We start from the raw sequence: 14,558 nt of genomic DNA, 5'->3' as shown, positions 1-14,558 counted from the left end.
ACCAGTCCTCCTTAGTGCTTGAAGTGTCTTATTCCCGTAAATACCATCGCTATTCCAAGCTCATCGCAAGCCTTTATTGAATCCTCGTCGTTTACTGAACCGCCAGGCTGAACTATAGCCTTAACTCCATTCTCAGCCGCGAATTTCACGCAGTCGTCAAACGGGAAAAATGCGTCTGAAGCAAGCACGCTGCCTTCAAGACTCTTGCCTTCATTGTTTGCCACGGCATTCTCAAGCGCCCAAATCCTTGAGGTCTGTCCAGGTCCAAGCGCAAGAGTGGTTCCGTCCTTGACTATTGCTATTGCATTTGACTTCATATGCTTTACAATCTTCATCCCAAACATCATGTCGTCCATTTGATTTTTTGAAGGCTCGGTCTTTGTTACAGTCTCGACCTTTTCAAACAGCGCCTGATCCTTGTCCTGTACAAGCAGCTTGCCGTCAAGATACTTCATGTCATAGCCTCTCGTCTTTGGAGTAAGGCTCTTAAGCTTAAGTATTCTCAGGTTCTTCTTCTTTGTTAGAATCTCCATAGCGTCAGGGGTGAAATCGTATGCTGCTATTATTTCAAGGAATATCTCGCTAAGAACCTCTGCAGTCTTGCCGTCCACCACTGAGTTTATTCCCACTATTCCACCAAATATTGAAACCTTGTCGGCTTCGTATGTCTTTTTGAATGATTCGAAGGCGTCGGCTCCAACTGCCGCTGAACACGGATTTGCGTGCTTTATTGCAACAGATGCTACCCCCGCTTCTCCTTCGAACTCGGCAAGTATCTCAAGCGCCGCATTCAGGTCGTTTATGTTGTTGAACGAAAGCTGCTTTCCATGGAGCTGCTCGAAATCCAGCTTCGTGTTTTGTATGTAGCTCTCCTTGTAAAGTCCTGCCGCCTGGTGAGGGTTTTCTCCATATCTTAGCTCGTCTTCCTTTTCGAAGGACATGTTGAAGTATCTTGGATACCTGTCTCCAACAACATCCATGAAGTAGTTCGATATTATCGAGTCGTAGTGGCCTGTAAGCGAGTATGCCTTGTATGAAAGCATCAGCCTGTCTTCCTGGCTTAGTCCGCCTCCTTTTAGCTTTTCTACTATTCCATCATAGTCCGAAGGATCTGTTACAACTATCACGTCCTTGTAGTTCTTGGCTGCTGACCTTATCATGCTTGGGCCGCCTATATCTATATTCTCAATCATCTCTTCCATTGGCGCTCCGGATCTGAGGCAGCCTTCGAAGTTGTACAGGTTTACTACAACCATGTCTATAGACTTGATACTGAGTTTTTCCACAGTCTCCACGTGCTCCTGCACATCTCTTCTGTAGAGTATTCCCCCGTGCACGTAAGGATTCAGAGTCTTTACCCTGCCGTCTAGTATTTCAGGAAAGCCTGTAAGCTCATCTATAGTTATGGCTTCCACACCCGCCTCTTTGAGCATCTTGTGGGTATTTCCTGTTGATATTATTTCGAAGCCAAGTTCTACAAGGCTTTTTCCGAACTCGACTATTCCGCTCTTGTCAGTGACGCTGATTAGCGCTCTTTTATTTGCCATTTGTATATACTCTCCTTCCGTCTATCCTGAGTCTGCTGTTACAGTAAAGATCTATAGCTTCCACAAGGAGCTTGTGCTCCACATCCAGCACCCTCTTTTGGAGAGAGCTAGCGTCGTCGCTGTCAAGCACCGGCACGGCTCCCTGCATTATTATAGGGCCCGCATCAGCCTCTTCGGTTACGAAGTGTACTGTGGCTCCACTTACTTTGACGCCGTACTCTATGGCCTTTTCATGCACTATAAGGCCATAGTAGCCCTTGCCGCAAAATGAAGGTATGAGCGAGGGATGAACGTTTATTATCCTGTTTTCATACTTTCTTATGAACTCGGGGCTGAGTATCTTCAGATAACCCGCCAAGACTATAAGGTCTATCCCTTCGCTTTCAAGGAGCTCGAGCACGGCTTCCTCTTTATTCTCAAACACAGCCTTTATGCCTTCATTCCTGGCTCTTTCAAGGCCGTATGCATCCTTTTTGTTTGATACTACAAGCTTTATCGCTCCGTTTCCGATAGCGCCGCTCTTACAGGCGTCTATTATGGCCTGGAGATTAGTGCCGGAGCCGGAAACAAGAACTGCTATTCTTACCATAGCACTACGCCCTCGTCGCCTTTTGATATTTCTCCGATTTTGTACGCCTTTTCGCCGCACGCGTTGGCTTTTTCTATTACATTGTCCGCTATTTCCTTGTCCACAACTATCACAAGTCCTATGCCCATGTTGAAGCTTCTGTAGAGCTCTCTTTCCTCTACCATGTCCAGCCCTTTTATGACGCTGAATATGTCTGCCGCTTCCCATGAATCCTTCTTGATGCTTGCCGACATGTCATTTGGCAACACTCTTGGGACGTTCTCCAAAAGCCCTCCGCCTGTTATATGTGCTATAGCCTTTAGCTCAAAATCAGCCATAAGCTCTCTTACAAGCTTTACATATATTTTAGTCGGTGTAAGCAGCATGTCTCCAAGCGTGCAGTCATAGCCTTCCATAGGCCTGTCAAGACTCCAGCCCAGCTTATCAAGGAAGAGCTTTCTAACCAGCGAATAACCGTTGCTGTGGACTCCGCTTGACGCTATACCTATTATGGCGTCGCCTTCCTTTACGTTCTCTCCTGTTATGAGCTTTTCCTTATCGCATATTCCCACAGAAAAACCCGCAAGGTCATATTCGTCTTCGCTGTACATGCCCGGCATCTCTGCGGTTTCTCCGCCTACAAGAGCGCACTCTGCCTGCTTGCAGCCTTCCGCTATGCCGAAAACTATGTCCCTTGCCTTCTCCGAATCAAGCTTTCCTACAGCTATATAGTCAAGGAAGAAGAGAGGCATTGCTCCCTGGCATATAAGGTCGTTCACACACATAGCCACAAGGTCTATTCCCACTGTATCATGCTTGTCCATAAGCTGGGCTATTTTAAGCTTTGTTCCCACGCCGTCTGTAGACGAAAGCAGCACGGGCTCCTTCATGCCCATGAAGCTCTTAAGGCTGTAAAGACCGCTGAAGCTTCCAAGGTCTCCTAGTACGTTCGAATTGTATGTCGATCTTACCTTTTCCTTTATTAGTTCAACCGTCTTGTTGCCTTCATCTATGTTTACTCCCGATTGGCTGTAGCTTATCTTTTCGCTCATTTTTCTCCTCCAGGATTATATATTCTGCATTGGATCTATTGAAACTAATGAATACTATTTTTCTTCGAGCCTTTGAAGAACCTTCTTGTAGCCTTCCATCACATTGCCAAGGTCTCTTCTGAATCTGTCCTTGTCCATCTTTTCGTTTGTCTCTATGTCCCAAAGTCTGCAGGTATCAGGCGAAATTTCGTCTGCCAATATTACCTTGCCGTCGTATCTTCCGAATTCAAGTTTGAAGTCTACAAGCTTGAGGCCGGCTTTCTTGAAAAACTCCTTAAGAAGTGTATTTATCTTCATTGTCTGCTCTCTTATTTGAGCTATTTCTTCCCTTGTAGCCAGATTTATCGCTACTGCATGGTCATCATTTATAAGCGGATCGCCCAGAGCGTCATTCTTGTAGCAAAGCTCGAATACCGGCTCGGCGAATACTATGCCTTCTTCAATGCCAAGTCTTTTGGCCATTGAGCCTGCAGATATGTTTCTGACTATTACTTCAAGCTGGACAATTTCAACCGCCTTTACAAGCATTTCTCTTTCAGAAAGCTTCTTTATGAAGTGGCTTTCAACGCCTTCCTTTGCAAGCAGCTCGAAAAGTATTGAGGATATGCTGTTGTTTAGTATGCCCTTTTCAGCAAGTGTATCTTTTTTAACTCCGTTGAAGGCAGTTGCGTCATCCTTGAAATATACTACGTATTCTCCAGACTTGTCAGTCTTGTAAACCTTCTTTGCCTTTCCCTCGTAAAGCATTTCTGTATTCATGAAAATACCTCCCGTTATATTTGATATGATTTTATTTATAGTCACGCAAAGTGGCCGGATTAATATTGATATCCGGCCCTACATTTACTTCTAATTGCCGATAGACTTGTCGTCCTCAAGCACCTTTTCAGCCATTTGCTGCCTATGTTCTTTAAGCTTTGTCTTTAGTTCAGGGTATTTAAGAGCCATTATTTGAAGTGCAAGTATAGCAGCATTAAGCCCGCCGTCTATTGCAACTGTTGCAACAGGTATGCCTTGTGGCATTTGTACTATCGATAGAAGGGAATCAAGGCCGTCCATTGTTGACGACTTTATAGGAAGTCCTATTACAGGAATTAGAGTGTGGGCTGCTATTACTCCCGGAAGATGTGCAGCTTTTCCAGCCGCAGCTATTATAACGTCATAATCTTGTGAATCTACTTCTTCTATATGCTCAAAAAGCTCTTTTGGCGTTCTGTGTGCAGAAAGCACCCTGACACTTGTGCTCACACCCATGCTCTCCAATAGTTTTATCGCTTCCTCCAGCTTCGGATAATCCGACTTTGAACCCATAATAACAGTTACCTTCATAAAAGCACCTCCAATAATATACTCATACTTTAAACTTTATTCTCTATTTGATGCAGTAAATATACTTTCCCTTATCTCATATGTCTGCTTACTTTCAATATATCCCTATTTGATGATATCAAACCTATAATCATCCGAACCTTAACCCTTTTTTAATCAAGATAATCCGTATATCTGCTGCAATAATTGTATATAAAAAGCCCCGTCGATTAAATGGGGCATTTATTCACTTTTAAAGGGCAAAATACGTACTACATATTCTTGAAATTAAAAGCTGGAATATCGATTCATCTATGGCCTGTAAAAAAAAAGAGCTTTGCCTGATATAAGCAAAACTCCGTTAAAAGCATCTAGAAGTTCCGCTCATAGTAGGAATTTTACGGATTTCCTGTAGAGACTCCCGGACCATATTACCGGGAATATATGAGTAAATATAATTTGCTGTATTCATTTTTCGTTTACAAATATATTGTAAATCAATGCAAACGGCAATGTCAATAATAAAGTGTATTTTTATATGTTTGCAAAGGTCGCATATTCGCCATTGGTGCGAACATTGCTTTTTAATCATTCTTTTATATTTCGCATATTGATCTAGTACGCAAAAAACCGCCGGTTTATCGCCGGCGGCTATCTGTTAATTCAATATTATTCCCACTCTATGGTTCCTGGAGGCTTTGAAGTTATGTCGTAAACTACTCTGTTTACGTGGTCTACTTCGTTTACTATTCTAGTTGAGATTCTCTCAAGCACATCGTAAGGCATCTTGAACCAGTCCACTGTCATGCCGTCGCTGCTTGCTACCGCTCTTAGGCCTACAAGATGCGAGTATGTTCTCTCGTCTCCCATTACGCCTACAGTCATTACGTCAGGAAGCACTGCGAAAGCCTGCCATATTTCTCTGTAAAGTCCCGCTTTCTTGAGTTCTTCCATATATATAGCGTCAGCTTCTCTTAGTATGTCGCATTTTTCCTTTGTAACTTCGCCTATTACCCTGATTCCAAGACCTGGTCCCGGGAATGGATGTCTGAATACAAGGTCTTCTGCTATTCCAAGCTCAAGGCCAAGCTGTCTAACCTCGTCCTTGAAAAGCTCTCTAAGAGGCTCTATTATTTCAAAATCCACATCTTCAGGAAGTCCGCCTACGTTGTGGTGTGATTTTATAACTGATGCTCCGCTTTCTCCCGAGCCGCTTTCTATTACGTCTGGATATATTGTTCCCTGAACAAGGAAGTCCATCTTGCCAAGCTTGTGAGATTCCTCTTCGAATACTCTTATGAATTCCTCGCCTATTATCTTTCTCTTCGCCTCAGGCTCTGTTACGCCCGCAAGCTTTGAAAGGAATCTGTCCTGAGCGTTAACTCTTATAAGGTGCATGTGGAAATGCTCTTTGAATATACTCTCAACCTGGTCTCCCTCGTCCTTTCTTAGAAGGCCGTGATCTACGAATATGCATGTCAGGTTGTCGCCTATAGCCCTGTGCACAAGGACTGCAGCAACAGAAGAGTCAACTCCGCCGCTAAGAGCGCAAAGCACCTTCTTGTCACCAACAGCTGCTTTTATTTCCTTAACCTTTTCATCTACGAAAGATCCCATAGTCCAAGTGCCTTTAAGTCCGCACACTTCATAAAGGAAATTTCTTATTATTTTGAAGCCTTCCTCCGTATGTTCAACCTCAGGGTGGAACTGTACAGCGTAGAGATTCTTCTCCGGATTTTCCATTGCAGCTACAGGGCAGTCTGCAGTAGATGCAGAGCAGGCAAATCCTGCAGGAGCCTTCTCTATATAGTCAGTATGTGACATCCAGCATATGCTGTCTGATTTCATTCCCTTGAAAAGTTTTGAATCTTCATACTTTATCTTAGTCTTTCCGTACTCTCTCTTGTCAGCTCTTGTAACGTTGCCTTCAAGAGTATGAGCCATAAGCTGGGCTCCGTAACATATTCCAAGCACTGGGATTCCAAGCGAGAACAGCTCCTTTTCAACCATAGGTGCGTTTTCTCCATATACGCTTGAAGGACCGCCTGTGAATATTATTCCGCTTGGATTTTTCGCTTTGATTTTATCAAGTGGATAATTGAATGGTATTATCTCACAGTATACATTGGCCTCTCTTACTCTTCGGGCTATAAGCTGATTATACTGCCCTCCGAAGTCAACTACTAAAACAAGCTCTCTGTTCATTATTATACCTCTCCTTGTACGCTATAGTTTGGCGCTTCATTAGTTATCGTTATGTCGTGAGCATGGCTTTCCTTAAGACCCGCTCCTGTAATTCTTACAAACTGAGACTTCTCCTGAAGCTCTGGAATTGTCCTTGCTCCGCAGTAGCCCATGCCTGACCTCAAACCTCCAACAAGCTGGAACACCATATCTGCAACAGAGCCTTTTGAAGGCACCATTCCCTCTACACCTTCAGGCACTAGCTTCTTGGTGTCCTCTTGGAAATATCTGTCCTTAGAACCCTGCTTCATGGCCTCTACAGAACCCATTCCTCTGTATGCCTTGAAAGCCCTTCCTTTGAAGAGTATAGTCTCACCAGGACTTTCTTCTGTTCCGGCAAACATGGAACCCATCATAACCATGTCAGCACCCGCAGCAAGAGCCTTTACAACGTCTCCAGAATACTTTATTCCGCCGTCAGCAATCACAGGTATTCCATGTTTCTTTGCAACCTCGCTGCAATCCATTATGGCTGTAACCTGAGGAACTCCAACTCCTGCAACAACTCTTGTTGTACATATCGAGCCAGGTCCTATTCCTACCTTTATGCAATCAGCTCCTGCAGCTATAAGATCCTCAGCAGCCTGGGCAGTAGCCACGTTGCCGGCGATTACCTGAACCTGCGGGAATTTGGCCTTGATGGCTTTCACGCTGTCTACAACGCCCTGTGAATGTCCGTGAGCGCTGTCTAGAACTATTATATCCACGCTTGCCTTGACAAGCCTTTCAACCCTGTCTAGCATGTCGCCAGTTATACCTACTGCCGCGCCGCATACCAGCCTTCCTCTTTCATCTACTGCTGAATTAGGGAACTTTATCTTCTTTTCTATGTCCTTTATTGTTATAAGTCCTTTAAGTACGTAGTTTTCATCTACTATTGGGAGCTTTTCTATCTTGTTTTTTCTAAGTATGCTCTGGGCTTCTTCCATAGTCGTGCCTTCCTTGCCGACTATTAGATTCTCCTTAGTCATAACATCTTCTATCTTCTTGGAGAAATCCTCTTCGAATCTGATGTCCCTGTTAGTTATTATGCCTATTAGGCGCTTGTTTTCGTCAACTATCGGAACACCTGATATTCTATATCTTCCCATGAGCTCGTCCGCATCAGCTATTGTATGTTCCTTGCTAAGGTAAAATGGATCTATTATTACGCCGTTTTCACTTCTTTTTACCTTGTCTACCTCGAGGCATTGCTCCTCTATGCTCATGTTTTTGTGTATTATTCCTATTCCGCCTTCTCTTGCAACAGCTATCGCCATTTTGGACTCTGTAACAGTGTCCATGCCCGCACTCATTATCGGTACATTCAGCTTTATTTTCTTTGTAATATGCGTTGATGTATCGACTTCCTTTGGCAAAACTGTAGACTTTTGCGGAATCAATAGAATGTCATCAAATGTTAAGGCTTCCTTTAAAATCTTCTCCATTTTTTACCTCCGATATGAATTTATGAATATATCCTGTTATACCATTATAACAAAAAAGCCCGGATAGCAAACCTGAAAGTGGAATAATTAAATCCCACTCATAGACGGCATATTTAAGGTATGCCTGTAGAGATAATCGGCCCAATTGCCGAATTTATACGAGTGATTATCTGTTTAATATTCAGTTTTTATTTTAAAAATAATATCAGATTAACCGGCCTGTGTCAACACACGAATGGTTTTTTTAAAAAAACAGCCGCCATAGGCGACTGTTCATAAAATCCGAATTTAATTACGCAAGCACCTTGCCCAAGAAATCCTTCGTCCTTGGATGCTGAGGATTAGCAAATACGGCTTTGGGGTTGCCCTCTTCAAGTATCTTGCCTTCATCCATGAATATGAGCCTGTCTCCCACTTCCTTGGCAAAGCCCATCTCATGCGTTACGACTATCATCGTCATACCTTCCGCTGCAAGCTCCTTCATTACATCGAGCACCTCGCCGACCATCTCGGGATCCAGAGCTGAGGTTGGCTCGTCAAAGAGCATAACGTCAGGAGACATAGCAAGAGCCCTTGCTATAGCTATCCTCTGCTTTTGCCCTCCTGAGAGCTGGGCAGGATAGCTTGATGCCTTGTCGGCAAGCCCTACCCTTTTGAGCAGCTTCATTGCTATTTCATCGGCCTCCTGTTTGCTGATGTTCTTCAGCTTCAAGGGAGCCAGAGTTATGTTCTCAAGCACAGTCATATGAGGGAAGAGGTTGAACTGCTGGAACACCATCCCCATCTTCTGCCTTAGCTTGTTGATATCGTTTTTCTTGTCAGTTATTGAAAGCCCCTCGAAAATTATCTCTCCTTCAGTTGGAGTCTCAAGCAGGTTGAGGCATCTTAGAAATGTGGATTTGCCGGAACCTGACGGTCCTATTACAACCACTACCTCTCCTTGGCTTATTTCTATGTCTATGCCCTTAAGCACATGGAGCTTACCGAATTTTTTGTGCAAATCCCTAACGCTAATCACTTGTCTTCAATCTCCTTTCAACTAAACCAAGCGCCTTGGAAAGCGTAAATGTCATCATGAAGTACATTATCGCTGCTATTATCAGTGGTTCAAAAGGTTGGAAAATATTGCCTCTTACAGTGTCTGCATTGTACATGAGGTCGTGTATTCCTATTATAGACACTATAGCCGACTCTTTTATTATTACTATAAATTCGTTTCCAAGAGCAGGAAGTATGTTCCTGAATGCCTGCGGTATTATTATGTACCTCATGGTCATAGCGTATGTAAAGCCCAGTGACCTTGACGCCTCCATCTGGCCCTTGTCCACCGCCTGTATACCTGCACGTATTATCTCAGCCACGTATGCGCCGCTGTTGAACGAAAGGCAAACTACACCGGCCATGAAGTCGGGAAAGCTGCTTCCAAACGCCGGAATATCCGGAAAGTTTATTCCTATTAGCGGAAGCCCATAATATATGATATACAGCTGCACAAGCATAGGCGTGCCTCTGAGAAATTCTATGTAAGACGTAGCTATTCCTCTTAGCAGCTTATTACTGGAAAGCTTGAGCAGTGCGAAGAATACTCCCAGTGCCACTCCAAAAAATACGGAGAATACTGCGAGGAGTACAGTTATCTTAGCTCCAGACACAAAAAACATGTAGTAGTCTTTTAAAAAACCAAAATCCACTTTGACAGTCCTCCTAAAAAATACATAGATTTGGGCAAATACATATGTATTTGCCCTTTTAAATTATTCTTCCATCAATTTATTTGCATCTGCAACGAATTCATCTATCTTGCCCTGATCAATAAGCGATTTAAGTATTTCATTAGTCTTCGTTACAAGGTCTTCATTTCCCTTTTTAACAGCCACTGCAAATCCAGTGTCTTCAGGCGAAAGCTCTATTTCTGTAAGCTTAAGCTCAGGGTTTGCCAGCACATAAGCCTTTGCAACCGGCTTCTCCATAACTACTGCCTCTACCTTGCTGTTTTTAAGCTCAAGCACAACGTCTGTAACTCTTCCAAGCCCCTTTATCTCAGACTCAGGCATGTGCTGCTGCGCCATGGCCTCCATTGTAGTTCCCTTTTGAACGGCAACCTTTTTGCCCTTTAGGTCGTCAAGCGTCTTTATAAGGTCTACGCTTTCAGCTCTTACTACTACGCTTTGAACCTCTCTGTAGTATATGTCAGAGAAATCTACAGCCTTTTTTCTGTCCTCTGTTGGATTCATTCCCGCTATCACTATGTCCACCTTACCAGTGTTAAGCGCAGCCAAAAGTCCGTCAAATTTCATGTCCTTTATTTCAAGCTCTACGCCAAGCTCAGCGGCTATGGCTTTTGCTATTTCAATATCAAAACCTACTATTTCATCTTTGCCGTTTATTTCCTTGTGGAATTCAAAAGGCGGATAATCCGCGCTTGTTCCAAGCACAAGCTTGCCGCTTTGCTTTATCTGCTCGAGCTTGCCTGCGTCACTTGAAGCGCCATCCTTCTTGCCAGAGCATGCCGTAAGTGCAAACACCAATGAAATCGAAACTACTAATGCCAATATTCTTCTGATACTACTCATAACAATACCTCCATTCAACAGACTAGTTTTTTGTAAAAATTGGATTCGCATTAAAAAAGCCCCCGCCTACTAGAAAACAATAAATCTAAGAGACGAAAGCTCGAAGTCCATATCACCACTCGATTAAAATTATACAGTATCGTTTTTTTGGTGTCAATCCAAAAATATAGAAAGGCTGTTTAACCGACTATTACTCAATACAACTCACATGCTTTTTTCAAACTTTTTCAACTGATTTTTTGCGAATGTATTTTATGTGTAATTTTTTATAATAATTATAGTGTTTTGTGTTTAATTTATGTTCGACCGGATATATATATACTACCAACTAAAAGTTACTATTCAATAATATAAGCTGCAAAGGAAGAAGCTTTATATAATCCCTTAAGTAGTTTGAAACTAATAAATCCTTAAACAAAATCCTTACAATTGCTTATCTTAGAGAATGAAAAATATTACTCTAACCTAAATTGAGCGATTAGAGAATATAATCTCTAAGTTCAAAAATAAAAGCTTGCAGGATAACTTAAGGATGGTTTCAAAAGGCTAAGGACCATGCTATATAGGGCAACCCTTTAAAAGCAAATATTATTGAATGAAAAATGATTAGTTGGATTAGATAGATTTCAGCAATGGAGTTTATCAACTGAAAGGAGGCAGATTCCCATAATACAGGAATTTGTCCAAGAGCAAAGAGGCCTCATCCTTTAATCCTAGTGTAAAGAAACTGGATTAAAAGGAAAAGAGGCCTCTTTGCATGTGTTTTGATTTTTGTAATTTTTGATTTACACCGATTTTATATCGTCCTGAGCCAGCTTCTTTTGAAACTCATCCATATTGACTTTTCTTTTAAAGAAATATGACGCCACAAGAAGCAGTAGCAATATGCCAACAGCCATAATAAACTGAGGCGACTTTACATCCATGGCCTTGTCGCCAAGATTAGTAAACACAATCACTCCTGGAACTATCCCCAGCACCGTAGCCATAATATAGTCCCTGAAGTTCATCTTGGTAAGACCGGCACCGAAGCTTATGAGGTTAAAAGGTATTATCGGAATTAGGCGCATTACTAGTATCAGTTTGAAGCCGTGTTTTTCAACGCCATCATCAAAGCTCCTTAGCCTCCCTCTTGTGAGCTTCATCACAAAATCCCTACCAAGGAGCCTCGATATATAAAATGCCGTAGTCGCCCCGATTAAGGCGCCTAGCATCGTATAGAGCGTCCCAAGGCCCATGCCGAAAGCCATTCCGCCCGCTATTGCTATTATCGCACCCGATGGAATCACCGAGAACATAACCATATATATTATGGGACCAAACATGCCGCACGAATTCACATAGCTTTTGATGCCCTCCGAAGTGCAATGCCTCATCATGCCTGTGCGATGAAAATAAATCATTGCAGCTGCCGTCGCCACTATAAGTGCTGCAGAAAGCAGCAGCTTTTTATTTTTATCCATAAGTCCGTCGCTCCTCTTTCTATCTAAAGCGCCTTAACAGGCTGTTCATGAAGTCAATATCAAGATACGCCTTTATCTTTTCAAATGTATCCATATTTTTAATGCCCTTGTCCGGCTTCATGTATTCCAGATAGGCAAAGGCACACCACGAAAGCGCTCTGAGATACAAATAAGGCGTATAGAGCTCTACTCTGTCCCTTATCCCTCTGTCCTCACATCTTAGGCCGCTTGAATAGGCTTTAAAAAAATCTTCCTTTTCCTGCTCTGAGAGAATATAATCTGCCTTCCAAAGAGTTGTAGTGGGCGCCAGGAACTGCGTTATGTCCTGACAGGGATCGCTTATGACGGGCTTTTCCCAGTCTATGAGATAGTGCCTCTTGTCATTTATTATGAAATTGCCCGAATTGACTTCCGTGTTGTTTATGACATTCCATGGGTCAGTAATGAAGTAGCTTTCTCTCCATGCATTTTTTTCAGCCCAGTCCATAAAATCTGCAAAGAAGCTTTTAAGCTTCGTTTCTATTATCGGCGATTCCATGAAACTCTTCAAAAGCCTTCTTGCCTCTGTAATCCTGTCTGAAAATATGCTTTTCTCGCATATGAAATTTGACGCATCCATATTCTCAGTATCCATGGAATGAATTCTCGAGAATATGTCGGCAGCCTTTTCCATGTCCTTGGCATAATCAAGATGGACACCTTCCAGGAACTCCATAACCAATATTCCATAATCTATATACTTTTTAGTACCATCAACAAAATAAGGTTTTGGAGTAACCCCGCTTGGATATAGTCTTTTTAGAGCTTCATATTCATATTCTATCTGATTATCCAACTCAAGCTGGCTTCCTGTATTTACCCTGAGTACATACTTTCTTGAATTCCCTTCAAGTGTGAAATTAATGTTGTACTCGCCCTGCGCCAGAAATTCCACCTGGGAGCCTTCTCCGATGCCAAGCGACTCGCGCAGACCTTTTGCACTAATATAGTAATATATTTTATCTTTCAGCGTATCTTTTAGCATCATCGTCACTCCAACGCTTTATAAGAAATTCCAATGTGTACTGTGGAAACACTTGACAGTCAGCTGCTCCTGAAGTTGCATATCTCATGAAACATTCCAGGTCATCGCTGGTATCTATGTCTCTATACTTGGCTGCAAGACCGGTTTCCAGCCCAAGCTTGTTTGCTATATCCAGAGTCCCTTCAAGCACTGTTTTGTTTCCCCATTTGAGAGAGTCATCAAATATCTGAGCGCTCGGGCTTTTCATTCCCACCAGGTAATAGCCACCGTCCAGCGTCGGCCCCAGCACAATGTCGCTTTCTTCAAGCGTTTCAAACGCTTCTCCTATATCGCATGGCTGCAGAGCTGGTATGTCTGAACCTATTAGTATCACTCTTGAATATCCTTTTTGGAGAACTTCGGCTATGGCATTATTCATTCTCTCGCCCAGCTTTTCCCCCTTCTGAGGCAAAAACTCTATTCCTCTTGGGACAATAGCTTTGAGTATGTCAAGATTCCCTTCGGTCGTATGTGAGACATATATATCCACATCGTCAAGCAGCTCAAGAGCCGCGAAAACATCCTTCAGGAAACATTCGTGCAGCAGGGCACATTCTTCCGGCGAAAGGACCTCCATTAGCCTTGTCTTTGTCTTTCCCGGAACTGGGATTCTTGTCATAAGTATTAATGCCTTCATTATCGTACCTTCCTGTATGTGCCGCTTAATTTTTCCGGGGGTATCCCCAATATATAAAGTAGCTTTATCCTGTGCATGAACAACAGAGTCCTAAGAGCCCCGCCGTTTTTGAACCTTCTTCCCGATGTCCCGATAGGGGCATCAAGCAGTTCCATTCTGCCTTCCTTTTTCAGACGAAGACCCATCTCCCAATCCTCCATTATGGGTATATCCGGATAGCCCCCTATGCGTTCGAATATATCGCGTCTTACGAATATTCCCTGGTCTCCGAAATAAAGGCCTACATGTCGTGCTCTCATGTTTGATGAGCTGGCTATAAATCTCATTAGAGGCGCATCGTAATCATGGAAAAACATTGAAAAGCCTCCGCCTACACAGCCCTCATCAACTGCCGCTTCTATATGATACAGGCTTTCTCTGTCCACTTTGGAGTCTGAGTGCACAAACCAAAGCACTTCTCCTTTTGCCGCGCCAGCTCCCATGTTCATCTGCCTCGCCCTTCCGCTGACCCCGCCAATAAGAGCTGCGTGCCTGGCAGCAATTTCTGCTGTCCTGTCAACACTTCCGCCGTCGACTACAATGATTTCCTTATCGCCTTCGAGAGCTTTGAGCTCCAGGAGCAACCCTTCTATTGTTTTTTCTTCATTTAATACGGGAACTATTATAGATATCATTA

At 43.1% G+C, this 14,558-nt stretch carries 14 protein-coding genes and 2 riboswitches; all 14 genes read right to left on the bottom strand.

The window, feature by feature from the left end; genetic code table 11:
• Positions 1 to 11: 11 nt before the first annotated feature.
• The 14 genes from purH to GT589_RS03890 all read right to left on the bottom strand — a co-directional run bounded on the left by purH (position 12) and on the right by GT589_RS03890 (position 14,556).
• A complete protein-coding gene (gene purH, locus GT589_RS03955; RefSeq protein ID WP_293396344.1) occupies positions 12 to 1,547 on the bottom strand; it encodes a bifunctional phosphoribosylaminoimidazolecarboxamide formyltransferase/IMP cyclohydrolase in 1,536 nt (511 codons plus the stop codon).
• Positions 1,537 to 2,136: a phosphoribosylglycinamide formyltransferase gene (gene purN / locus GT589_RS03950; protein ID WP_293396341.1), complete on the bottom strand. Its 600-nt coding sequence runs from the start codon at positions 2,134 to 2,136 to the stop codon at positions 1,537 to 1,539. Before purN ends, purH begins: the two co-directional genes overlap by 11 nt.
• Complete coding sequence (purM, locus tag GT589_RS03945) at positions 2,130 to 3,167, bottom strand: phosphoribosylformylglycinamidine cyclo-ligase (RefSeq protein WP_293396338.1); 1,038 nt, start codon at positions 3,165 to 3,167, stop codon at positions 2,130 to 2,132. Before purM ends, purN begins: the two co-directional genes overlap by 7 nt.
• Before the next feature lie 54 nt (positions 3,168 to 3,221).
• On the bottom strand, positions 3,222 to 3,926 hold the full coding sequence (purC, locus tag GT589_RS03940; RefSeq protein ID WP_293396336.1) for a phosphoribosylaminoimidazolesuccinocarboxamide synthase: 705 nt from the start codon (positions 3,924 to 3,926) through the stop codon (positions 3,222 to 3,224).
• Positions 3,927 to 4,016: 90 nt separating this feature from the next.
• Positions 4,017 to 4,496: a 5-(carboxyamino)imidazole ribonucleotide mutase gene (gene purE / locus GT589_RS03935; protein ID WP_293396333.1), complete on the bottom strand. Its 480-nt coding sequence runs from the start codon at positions 4,494 to 4,496 to the stop codon at positions 4,017 to 4,019.
• A gap of 346 nt (positions 4,497 to 4,842) precedes the next feature.
• A riboswitch (purine riboswitch) is annotated at positions 4,843 to 4,943 on the bottom strand.
• A gap of 201 nt (positions 4,944 to 5,144) precedes the next feature.
• Positions 5,145 to 6,680 (bottom strand): glutamine-hydrolyzing GMP synthase, encoded by a 1,536-nt coding sequence (gene guaA, locus GT589_RS03930; RefSeq protein WP_293396331.1) that lies wholly within the window; start codon positions 6,678 to 6,680, stop codon positions 5,145 to 5,147.
• Positions 6,681 to 6,682: 2 nt separating this feature from the next.
• Complete coding sequence (gene guaB / locus GT589_RS03925) at positions 6,683 to 8,146, bottom strand: IMP dehydrogenase (RefSeq protein ID WP_293396328.1); 1,464 nt, start codon at positions 8,144 to 8,146, stop codon at positions 6,683 to 6,685.
• A gap of 81 nt (positions 8,147 to 8,227) precedes the next feature.
• Positions 8,228 to 8,328: riboswitch (purine riboswitch) on the bottom strand.
• Positions 8,329 to 8,438: 110 nt separating this feature from the next.
• Positions 8,439 to 9,164, bottom strand: coding sequence for an amino acid ABC transporter ATP-binding protein (locus GT589_RS03920; protein WP_293396326.1), 726 nt, complete (start codon positions 9,162 to 9,164; stop codon positions 8,439 to 8,441).
• The gene (locus tag GT589_RS03915; protein WP_293396323.1) at positions 9,157 to 9,837 is read right to left on the bottom strand and encodes an amino acid ABC transporter permease; all 681 of its coding nucleotides are present in this window, start codon (positions 9,835 to 9,837) and stop codon (positions 9,157 to 9,159) included. Before GT589_RS03915 ends, GT589_RS03920 begins: the two co-directional genes overlap by 8 nt.
• Positions 9,838 to 9,900: 63 nt before the next feature.
• Positions 9,901 to 10,719 carry an ABC transporter substrate-binding protein gene (locus GT589_RS03910; protein WP_293396320.1) on the bottom strand — a complete coding sequence of 273 codons (819 nt, stop codon included), beginning with the start codon at positions 10,717 to 10,719 and terminating at the stop codon, positions 9,901 to 9,903.
• Between the two features lie 785 nt (positions 10,720 to 11,504).
• On the bottom strand, positions 11,505 to 12,182 hold the full coding sequence (locus GT589_RS03905; RefSeq protein WP_293396317.1) for a TVP38/TMEM64 family protein: 678 nt from the start codon (positions 12,180 to 12,182) through the stop codon (positions 11,505 to 11,507).
• 19 nt (positions 12,183 to 12,201) lie between these two features.
• The gene (locus GT589_RS03900) at positions 12,202 to 13,209 is read right to left on the bottom strand and encodes a phosphotransferase (protein ID WP_330582853.1); all 1,008 of its coding nucleotides are present in this window, start codon (positions 13,207 to 13,209) and stop codon (positions 12,202 to 12,204) included.
• A complete protein-coding gene (locus GT589_RS03895; protein ID WP_293396314.1) occupies positions 13,181 to 13,882 on the bottom strand; it encodes a TIGR04282 family arsenosugar biosynthesis glycosyltransferase in 702 nt (233 codons plus the stop codon). The genes GT589_RS03900 and GT589_RS03895 overlap by 29 nt, the downstream gene beginning before the upstream one ends.
• Positions 13,882 to 14,556 (bottom strand): TIGR04283 family arsenosugar biosynthesis glycosyltransferase, encoded by a 675-nt coding sequence (locus tag GT589_RS03890; RefSeq protein WP_293396311.1) that lies wholly within the window; start codon positions 14,554 to 14,556, stop codon positions 13,882 to 13,884. Before GT589_RS03890 ends, GT589_RS03895 begins: the two co-directional genes overlap by 1 nt.
• Positions 14,557 to 14,558 lie beyond the last annotated feature (2 nt).

The sequence above is a fragment of the Peptoclostridium sp. genome, from assembly GCF_009881055.1.
Lineage (GTDB): Bacteria > Bacillota > Clostridia > Peptostreptococcales > Peptostreptococcaceae > Peptoclostridium_A.
The sequence above is the reverse complement of the archived record's forward strand: the minus strand, read 5'-3'. Positions and strand labels throughout refer to the sequence as shown.

Excerpts from the sequence above, each read along its gene's own strand:
- purN (WP_293396341.1), bottom strand. The coding sequence starts at position 2,136 with ATGGTAAGAATAGCAGTTCTTGTTTCCGGCTCCGGCACTAATCTCCAG.
- purC (WP_293396336.1), bottom strand. The coding sequence starts at position 3,926 with ATGAATACAGAAATGCTTTACGAGGGAAAGGCAAAGAAGGTTTACAAG.
- guaA (WP_293396331.1), bottom strand. The coding sequence starts at position 6,680 with ATGAACAGAGAGCTTGTTTTAGTAGTTGACTTCGGAGGGCAGTATAAT.
- GT589_RS03910 (WP_293396320.1), bottom strand. The coding sequence starts at position 10,719 with ATGAGTAGTATCAGAAGAATATTGGCATTAGTAGTTTCGATTTCATTG.
- GT589_RS03895 (WP_293396314.1), bottom strand. The coding sequence starts at position 13,882 with ATGAAGGCATTAATACTTATGACAAGAATCCCAGTTCCGGGAAAGACA.
- purH (WP_293396344.1), bottom strand. The coding sequence starts at position 1,547 with ATGGCAAATAAAAGAGCGCTAATCAGCGTCACTGACAAGAGCGGAATA.
- GT589_RS03890 (WP_293396311.1), bottom strand. The coding sequence starts at position 14,556 with ATGATATCTATAATAGTTCCCGTATTAAATGAAGAAAAAACAATAGAA.
- GT589_RS03905 (WP_293396317.1), bottom strand. The coding sequence starts at position 12,182 with ATGGATAAAAATAAAAAGCTGCTGCTTTCTGCAGCACTTATAGTGGCG.
- purE (WP_293396333.1), bottom strand. The coding sequence starts at position 4,496 with ATGAAGGTAACTGTTATTATGGGTTCAAAGTCGGATTATCCGAAGCTG.
- purM (WP_293396338.1), bottom strand. The coding sequence starts at position 3,167 with ATGAGCGAAAAGATAAGCTACAGCCAATCGGGAGTAAACATAGATGAA.
- GT589_RS03900 (WP_330582853.1), bottom strand. The coding sequence starts at position 13,209 with ATGATGCTAAAAGATACGCTGAAAGATAAAATATATTACTATATTAGT.
- guaB (WP_293396328.1), bottom strand. The coding sequence starts at position 8,146 with ATGGAGAAGATTTTAAAGGAAGCCTTAACATTTGATGACATTCTATTG.